This is a genomic window from Floridaenema aerugineum BLCC-F46, from assembly GCF_041929345.1.
In the GTDB taxonomy this organism is placed as follows: Bacteria; Cyanobacteriota; Cyanobacteriia; order Cyanobacteriales; family Aerosakkonemataceae; genus Floridanema; species Floridanema aerugineum.
Genome location: NZ_JBHFNQ010000187.1, coordinates 20,666 through 29,025, shown reverse-complemented (window position 1 = coordinate 29,025; position 8,360 = coordinate 20,666). Strand labels below are relative to the sequence as shown.

8 protein-coding genes and 1 other RNA gene are annotated in these 8,360 nt (G+C 40.2%); 7 read left to right on the top strand and 2 right to left on the bottom strand.

Annotated elements, in window-relative coordinates; translation table 11 throughout:
* Positions 1 to 347: 347 nt before the first annotated feature.
* Positions 348 to 1,637 carry a phosphopyruvate hydratase gene (gene eno / locus ACE1CC_RS24315; protein ID WP_413273020.1) on the bottom strand — a complete coding sequence of 430 codons (1,290 nt, stop codon included), beginning with the start codon at positions 1,635 to 1,637 and terminating at the stop codon, positions 348 to 350.
* Between the two features lie 340 nt (positions 1,638 to 1,977).
* On the opposite strand from eno, the gene ACE1CC_RS24310 reads away from it, so the two are divergent.
* The 7 genes from ACE1CC_RS24310 to ACE1CC_RS24280 all read left to right on the top strand — a co-directional run bounded on the left by ACE1CC_RS24310 (position 1,978) and on the right by ACE1CC_RS24280 (position 6,782).
* Positions 1,978 to 3,240 carry an RNA-guided endonuclease InsQ/TnpB family protein gene (locus ACE1CC_RS24310; RefSeq protein ID WP_413273019.1) on the top strand — a complete coding sequence of 421 codons (1,263 nt, stop codon included), beginning with the start codon at positions 1,978 to 1,980 and terminating at the stop codon, positions 3,238 to 3,240.
* Between the two features lie 80 nt (positions 3,241 to 3,320).
* Complete coding sequence (gloA, locus tag ACE1CC_RS24305) at positions 3,321 to 3,758, top strand: lactoylglutathione lyase (protein WP_413273018.1); 438 nt, start codon at positions 3,321 to 3,323, stop codon at positions 3,756 to 3,758.
* 185 nt (positions 3,759 to 3,943) lie between these two features.
* Positions 3,944 to 4,040: signal recognition particle sRNA small type (ffs, locus tag ACE1CC_RS24300), an RNA gene on the top strand.
* A gap of 26 nt (positions 4,041 to 4,066) precedes the next feature.
* Positions 4,067 to 4,450 (top strand): phasin family protein, encoded by a 384-nt coding sequence (locus tag ACE1CC_RS24295; protein WP_413273017.1) that lies wholly within the window; start codon positions 4,067 to 4,069, stop codon positions 4,448 to 4,450.
* 208 nt (positions 4,451 to 4,658) lie between these two features.
* Positions 4,659 to 5,096, top strand: a complete 438-nt coding sequence (locus ACE1CC_RS24290; protein WP_413273016.1) for a hypothetical protein — start codon at positions 4,659 to 4,661, stop codon at positions 5,094 to 5,096.
* Between the two features lie 14 nt (positions 5,097 to 5,110).
* The gene (queF, locus tag ACE1CC_RS24285; protein WP_413273015.1) at positions 5,111 to 5,536 is read left to right on the top strand and encodes a preQ(1) synthase; all 426 of its coding nucleotides are present in this window, start codon (positions 5,111 to 5,113) and stop codon (positions 5,534 to 5,536) included.
* Positions 5,537 to 5,687: 151 nt separating this feature from the next.
* The gene (locus ACE1CC_RS24280) at positions 5,688 to 6,782 is read left to right on the top strand and encodes a response regulator (RefSeq protein ID WP_413273014.1); all 1,095 of its coding nucleotides are present in this window, start codon (positions 5,688 to 5,690) and stop codon (positions 6,780 to 6,782) included.
* Between the two features lie 234 nt (positions 6,783 to 7,016).
* Here the strand turns inward: ACE1CC_RS24280 and ACE1CC_RS24275 are convergent, their stop codons facing one another.
* On the bottom strand, positions 7,017 to 8,258 hold the full coding sequence (locus ACE1CC_RS24275) for an RNA-guided endonuclease InsQ/TnpB family protein (protein WP_413262388.1): 1,242 nt from the start codon (positions 8,256 to 8,258) through the stop codon (positions 7,017 to 7,019).
* Positions 8,259 to 8,360: the final 102 nt, after the last annotated feature.

Here is an 8,360-nt window from a genome sequence, read left to right as displayed (position 1 = left end):
TGGTTTTTCTTCATTTTTTTTTTTATGCTTTGTTTTTGTGGTGCTTTGGGGTGTTGGGTAGCGGGGGCGCGGGGTAGGTGGGGAGAGGGGTTGCTGGGGTGCTGGGGTGCTGGGGAGCTGGGGTGCAGGGGAGCAGGGGAGCAGGGGAGCAGGGGAGAATTTAAAACTCAAAACTTACCCAACTCTTCCTAACTCAAAACTCAAAACTCAAAACTCAAAACTTACCCAACTCTTCCTAACTCAAAACTCAAAACTCAAAACTCAAAACTTACCCAACTCTTCCTAACTCAGAACTCAAAACTCAAAACTCAAAACTTTCCCAGTCCCCAGTCCCCAGTCCCCAATCCCTATACTGGCCCAAAACCCACTGCGCCAGCGTAAACTGCTTGACTGCCTAACTCTTCTTCAATTCGCAATAATCGGTTATATTTAGCAACTCGTTCGCTGCGACAAAGGGAACCTGTTTTAATTTGTCCGGCTCTGGTTGCTACTGCTAAATCTGCGATCGTCGTATCTTCAGTTTCTCCCGATCGATGACTAATTATACAACGATAACCATTGCGATTTGCTAAATCGATCGTTTCCAAAGTTTCAGTCAAAGAACCAATTTGATTTAATTTAATCAAAATTGCATTACCAGCTTTTGCCGCAATCCCTTTTTTTAACCGATTGGAGTTAGTCACAAATAAATCATCACCCACTAATTGCACCTTTGAACCTAATTTTTGGGTTAATAAAGTCCAATTAGGCCAATCTTCTTCATGTAACCCATCCTCAATAGAAACGATCGGATATTGCGCCACCATTTGTGATAAATAATCAATTAATTCGGAAGCAGAATGGGCAGCACCATCATAAACATACTTACCATCTTGGTAAAATTCACTAGCTGCTACATCCAAGGCTAAAGCTACCTCTTCACCAGGTTTATAACCAGCTGTCTCAATAGCTGCAACCAGTAATTCTAAAGCATCGACATTTGACTTTAAATTAGGAGCAAAACCGCCTTCATCACCTACTCCAGTCAGCAAACCTTGAGCTTGTAAAACTTTACTTAAAGCTGCAAATACTTCCGCACCCCAACGTAATGCTTCCCGAAAGGAATCTGCACCAATAGGGACAATCATAAACTCTTGAAAATCTACATTATTAGCAGCATGAGCACCACCATTAATTACATTCATTAACGGCACTGGTAGTAAATTAGCTAAAGGGCCACCTAAATAACGATAAAGAGGTAATGTTAAGGCTCCGGCACTAGCCTTTGCTACTGCTAAAGAAACTGCTAAAATTGCATTGGCTCCCAAGTTAGATTTATTTGGGGAACCATCTATTTCGAGCATGGTGCGATCGATCAATTCTTGATTAACCGCATCTAAACCAAATAATTTCGGGGCAAGTTTCTCTCTGACATTCTCTACAGCTGTGAGAACTCCTTTACCACCGTAACGGCTTTTATCCCCATCTCGCAATTCATGAGCTTCAAAAGTACCAGTAGAAGCACCACTGGGAACTTGCGCCAATCCCATAATGCCATTAGCAAGGTAAACTTCCGCTTCAATTGTGGGTTTTCCCCGTGAATCTAAGATTTCTCGCGCTTGGATAAAATCAATAGCAGTATCTAGTGTGTTAGTCATGATTTCTTTACCTTAAATAGCAGCGCCACACAAGACGCAACTCTACAGTAAGCCTAAATTGAAACAAAATTGCCTGCTCGTTTAGCATACTTTGAATCAGGTTGCTCAAAGAAAAATTTTCACAGTTGGTAGTGAAATTATTACTTTCTCTTTCCCACTACCCACTACCAATTACCCATTACCCAACACCACAACATCTATCAAATTAGAGTGGGAGCGTAAGAACCCCTACGATTTATCGTAGGGGATGAAACGCGACTCAACGGGCTTTAGCCCGCTGTTTCTCTTAAATATACTATTCCTACAAAATGTGATATGGTTTTGTAGGAGGTGATGAACAGTGTTAACTTTGACTTACGAATACAAAGCCAAACCGACAGCAGAGCAAATTAAATTGATTGAACACACACTAGATGTATGTCGCCTAGTGTGGAACTTTGCCTTGCGTGAGCGCAAAGATTGGATCAATTCTCGTAAGTCACCAATTAATGCTTGTTCAATTACTTCTGAATACATCATTCCAGCAGACGCGCCATACCCCAACTACAATACCCAAGCTAAGTCTTTAACAATCGCTAAAAAGCAATATTCAGAACTAAAAACTGTTAACGCCCAAGTGCTGCAACAGGTGTTGAGAAAACTGGAAACTGCATTTATCGATATGAAACGAAAAGGAATGGGTTTTCCTCGGTTTAAGAATCGATATAGAATGCGTTCTTATGTTTATCCTCAGCTAGGGGAAGGTCAAATACTAAGAGGTAATCAAATTAAATTACCTCAAATTGGGTGGATCGAGTATGTCAAATCACGGGAAATACCTGAAGGTTTTGTGATTAAACAAGTCCGTGTTGTTCGTAAAGCTTCTGGGTATTTTTTGATGTTTACACTGGAGTGTAATATTGACGTTCCCACCCCTGTTGCTTCTGGGCATCCCAGAGGAATTGACTTGGGTCTAGACAAATTTGCAGCCACTTCCGATGGTGAATTGATTGAACGTCCTAGATTTCTTCAGACACTATACCGTAAGCTGAAATTGCTACAACGTAGATTGAAGAAGAAGCAGAAAGGATCTAACAATCGTCACAAACTGAATCGGAAGATTGCCAGATTACATCAACGCATTGCTGAGACTCGCTCATATTGGCACTTTAAGTTAGCTCATAAACTTTGTGATGATGCCGGAATGATTTTTGTAGAAGATATTAATTTCCGTGTGTGGGCTAAAGGTATGTTTTGTAAGCATACTCTTGATGCAGGATTTGGGCAATTTGTTTCCATCTTGCAATGGGTGTGCTGGAAACGTGGGGTGTATTTTGCCAAAGTAGACAAGGATTACACATCGCAAGTTTGCCCTCAATGTAATGCCCACACTGGGAAGAAAAAATTAGGGGACAGGATACATTCTTGTTCTGAATGCGGCTACACAACACACAGAGATGTGGCAGCCGCACAAGTGATCCGCAACAGAGGGATCGACGCGCTGGGACGCAGCGTGAATCAAAATGCCTGTGGAGATGATTTGACGGGGACTGGTAAGAGTCTAGTTAAAAATCGAAGAAGCAGGAAGAAGGGTGAACAGGCACGTCTTCAGACTGCCTCGTAACACCCTTTGAGAATCCCTTGATTTTTAATCAGGGGAGTACGTCAAACAATGGAAAGCAATTGTGGAATTTGGAGTTAATCATGCGACTGCTACACACGATGTTGCGCGTTGGCAACTTGGAAGAATCGCTAAAATTCTACACCGAGATTCTGGGTATGAAGTTGTTAAGGCAGAAAGATTATCCAGATGGTAAGTTTACTTTGGCTTTTGTCGGTTATGGTGACGAGTCCGATCATACGGTTTTGGAATTAACTTATAACTGGGGTGTTGAGGAGTACAATTTGGGGGATGCTTACGGGCATATTGCGATCGGAGTCGATGACATCTACGCTACTTGTAACCAAATTAAAGCTCAAGGTGGCAAAGTAGTCCGCGAACCAGGCCCAATGAAACATGGTTCCACCGTTATTGCTTTTGTACAAGACCCCGATGGTTACAAAGTCGAGCTAATTCAACTGGGTACCCAAGGAAGTGCCACCGAGAACCAACAAGCTCAACCCCAAATGGTTGCTCAGTAGGGGGCCAAGGGAGCAGGGGGGCTCCAGGGGCTCCAGGGGCAGGGGAGCAGGGAAGAATTTAAAACTTAAAACTCCCCAAATCTTCCTAACTCAAAACTCTCTGACTCAAAACTCTCCAAATCTTCCTAACTCAAAACTCACAACTCAAAACTCAAACTTTCCCCAAACGTGCTATTCTAATAACAGACCTGGACCTATGCGATTACAACGCTCAAATCTTGTCAGGACCGGAAGGTAGCAGCAATACGAGATGCTTGTGATAGGCGTAGACTCCGGGTCGCCCTTTTTTGAGAACATTCTATTAAGTTATGGCTGGTTTAGGAGATCTGGTTAAGAAAGCGTTTTACCTGGGAGTTGGGGTAGCTGCTTCTGCCGCTCAGTCAGCAAGTGAAAAATTAGCAGAATTAAGAGAACAAGCTCAGAAGTTGGCTGATGAAATGGTCGCTAAGGGCGAAATTACCACCGAGGAAGCTAAACGCTTAGTAGACGAAATGGTAAACCGCGCTCAACAGCAACCAATTAATCCAGGTAATACGGGTAATAGTGGGAATAATAATCGTTCGGAACCGCGCCCTATTGAAATTTCCTCAGATGAAGATTTACCTGTCAAGGCAGAGGGGCAAAATGTGGATACTTTGCGAGAACAAGTTATGCAGCTACAAGAAGAGTTGCGTCGCCTGAAGCAAGAATAAATCGGCTACGAACCATTGGCGAAGGACAAACTAACAGAAATATTTGTTGCCTGTTCTCTGTTAAGAGTTACTTGACCTCAGCAAAATGTGTCGATCGCCGATCGCATAGCCAATAAACTAGAATAATTGTGTATCATTGAGTTTAAATTATCAACTTTCTCAGCTTGCGGCAAAAATAAATTTTGAGAGCAAGCTCAACATAAGAACTATGGAAGATTGGCAGAAAAATTGGTTTGCTATGTTAGAAACAGTGGTTGATGAAGTAGAAAAATTTCTTGATGAAGTTCTCGACGATGTTTCCCAAGCTGTCGCGGAAGCATCGGACGCTTTTGTAGAAGCTTTTGATGCGTTTGCGAAAAATCCCGAAGAATTCGTTCATCAATTACAAGGTAATATTAGTGTTGACTTTGAGCAGTTTTTCACTGATATATTTGAACCTATAGAATTTGATGAGATTCATTTTGAAAGTGATTGGCCGATAACTGATTGGGTAGAACCTTCAGCTGATTTTCATCCGGCTTGTATTGGTTGTCGTCATTTTCATGGTCAAATGTATGGCGGGAATCTTTTAGTTTGTGGGATGCACCCTTACGGTTGTGAAGGGGAAACTTGCCCGGATTGGGAAGAGGATCAAACAGGTTTTTAAGCAATAATTTATTTATGACAACTCAATCTTTTAATCAGTCTAATTCTGAATTAGAACAAACTTCAGAAATGAAGTATGGCGAACGTTTGATTGCTCAAGGCGAGTTAATTACTTTCCCGAATCCCCGCATCGGCAGACGCTACGATGTTAATATTAGTTTGCCTGAGTTTACTTGTAAGTGTCCGTTTTCTGGCTACCCGGATTTTGCCACAATTTACCTTTCATATATCCCTAATGAAAAAGTTGTGGAGTTGAAATCTCTGAAGCTTTATATTAACAGTTTTCGCGATCGCTACATTTCCCACGAAGAATCGATAAATCAAATTTTGGATGATTTTGTCGCTGCTTGCGACCCTTTAGAGGTTACAGTTAAAGGAGATTTTGCACCACGCGGAAATGTGCATACAGTAATTGAGGTACGCCATCAGCGTCATGCCTAAGTTTGGGCAAAAATCAGTATGTTTACGCTTTACCTTTTCAGTGCCGTTGCTTAAAATTTCTTTATAATTATGTAAGAGATTAGGCGGCATTGATTTTTATATGAATTCATTATCAGTAGCTTCAGGTTTAAGCAAACTGGAGCATAACATAATGCTTGTTCACCAAAAACAAGCTACAGGAGAGTTGATTATCAATAATAACTCAACTCAATACCGATTGTGCTTTTTTCTTGGACAACTGCTTTATGCAATTAAAGAAACTCACCGAATTCGGCGTTGGCAAAGAGGCTTAAAACGCTATTGTCCAAATTGGGTAATAGACAATTCTCAATTAATTAACAGTGAAATTTGGGAATGTGAACTACTTCATCAAGGCATGATTGAAGGTCGTTTAAATGCGGCTCAGGTAAAAGCACTAGTACGTGAGATTACCCAAGAAGTTCTATTTTCCCTAAACCCTTATGTATCTTCAAAGTACCAATGGCGTACTTGTAAATATGCCAAATCAGAAAGTACTTTTTATCTTACCCTTTGTCCTTTAGAAATTAAACAAATTCTTAAGAATTGCCAAAATCTTTGGCAACAATGGCAAGATATGGGTTTAGCTTACATCAATCCTGAATTTGCACCTGTTGTCAAACAGTCTCCATCTGTATTAACAAAGTGTTCGGCAGATACTTTTCTCAATCTGACTGCTTTATTCAATGGTCATTACACGCTATGGGATATTGCTTTTAAAATGAAACAACCTTTGCTGAGAGTGGGTCGTTTGTTACATTACTTTTATCAGCAAGGATTGTTGGAATTACAAACAGTATCAGATTTACCTATTCCCTATAAATGTAATTTACAAATTAAGGGTGATAGTCATGGCAAAAAGCAACCTGTTATTGTTTGTATTGATGACTCTCCTTTGGTGGGAAAGTATTTAAAGGAAATTCTTACTCCGGCTGGATATCAAGTATTTTACATTCAAGACCCTGTAGGAGGAATTGCCACTTTGACTAAGTGTAAACCAGATTTAATTTTCTTGGATTTAGTAATGCCAAATACAGATGGTTATAACTTATGTAGATTTTTCAGAAAAATTTCGACTTTTCGCAAAACTCCCATAATTATGCTGACTGCTTGGGATGGTTGGATCAATCGAGCCAGAGCAAAGCTTGTAGGTGCAGATGATTTCTTAGCCAAACCGTTCAAAACTGAGCAACTTAAAGAAATTATTGCTAAATATATCTCTCCTTGAGGGCAGAAAATTACCATTTTTAGGGAAAAAAGCAGGTTTTGTCCTTACTTTTTCTAAGTATCTACCTTAATAATTTTATGTTTACCAGTAAATACTTTAGTTTTTAAATGTTAGTATATTTTTACTTAAATCACCTTATATTAGTTGCTAGATATTTAGCTCTTAAAATAAGTTGTAGGCACAACTGAGTGAATGCAGCATTGACACTCTCAGGTAAGCAAGACACTGAGATTCTTAAGAGATTTTGACTCTTAAAGGCTGTGCCAAACAGCCCCTAGACACTCGACTTAAAGCCTTGTGCTTACTTTTTTTCAAGATATTGGCTGCACCATTTACATCAGCGTTAACCAAAAAACCATGTCTAGTTTTGTACAAACCTCGCTTAACCCGCTTGCCAGAGAATTGATATTCCTTTGGACTGTCAGCGTTGTAAACAGGCAACTCATCACCATCAAGAAAGCTTGCTTTAGAAGTATAAGACTCCTCTTGTTCGAGGTAAGCAATCCCATATCTTTCGCACAAAGCTTGCAACTTGAATTTAAAATTAGCGTGGGGAATTTGGACAAAGTTTTGGTTATGGCGACAACCGATGTTAATGTCTTGTTTTATCCCAAGATTAAAGCCAACAACAATTTTACCAATCTGATTTTTGATGCAGTGATTAATAATATACCTCGCTGCTTTATTCAGATAATCCCTAACTTTGTTGTTTCGGTTTTTGGTCAGTCTGGCTTGACGTTCAGTAACTCCCTTAATATAAAGCAAATCCTTAATGGACTGCAATCTAGCATTTTCCTTGTTGTACCATTGGTTAATAGATTTAAGCGGTTTACCATCCACAAGAAAGGATGCCCCATTGGTATCAACACAAGCTGCCAGATTGTTAACTCCCAAATCTATCGCCAACACAGAATCGGAGTTAGTGGTAACTGGAGTTACGTCAACTTCGGTAATAAATTCGACTTCAAAAAACCTCGCTTTATAACGTGGGTGAATCCTAACCTCCTTCAAATCATCAAGGTTTATTCTGTCTGGGAAAGGTATCCAAACTTCGCCAAATTGTTGACGAAATTGGTTGGACATTGGGACTCGGAATTTCCGATTCTTTACCTTGACTCTGGGCATTATCAAGGTGAAATACCCATCTTTAGGGAGATAGTGAGGAAGCTTAACCCTTTGCTGATAACTTCCTTCTTTCACGGCAATAATCAAGCCGTAAAAACTGCGAAATACTCGCTCAACTACCTTCAAGGTTTGCTGGGCTATATCGGTGTTCAGTTGTTTATAGTTTTCATTGCTTTTGCAGTAGTGATAATTGGATTCATATCGGAGGTGCTTTTTCTCTTGAAAGTAATACTGTCTGACTGTGTAAAGACCTACATTGTAAAGGTTCTTGCTCAACCTACAGAGTTCTTGCAAGGCAAGAAATTCCTTACTTGTCAAACCTCGTACTTGGTTTTTCTGGGTCAGATACATAAAACTTTCGCTGATAACTCTAGTATTATAGCGAAAGCTTGGGATAAAAGTCAAATATTCACGGTGGTTAAAACCACTCGTGTCGTTTTTCCTCTGGGTCCT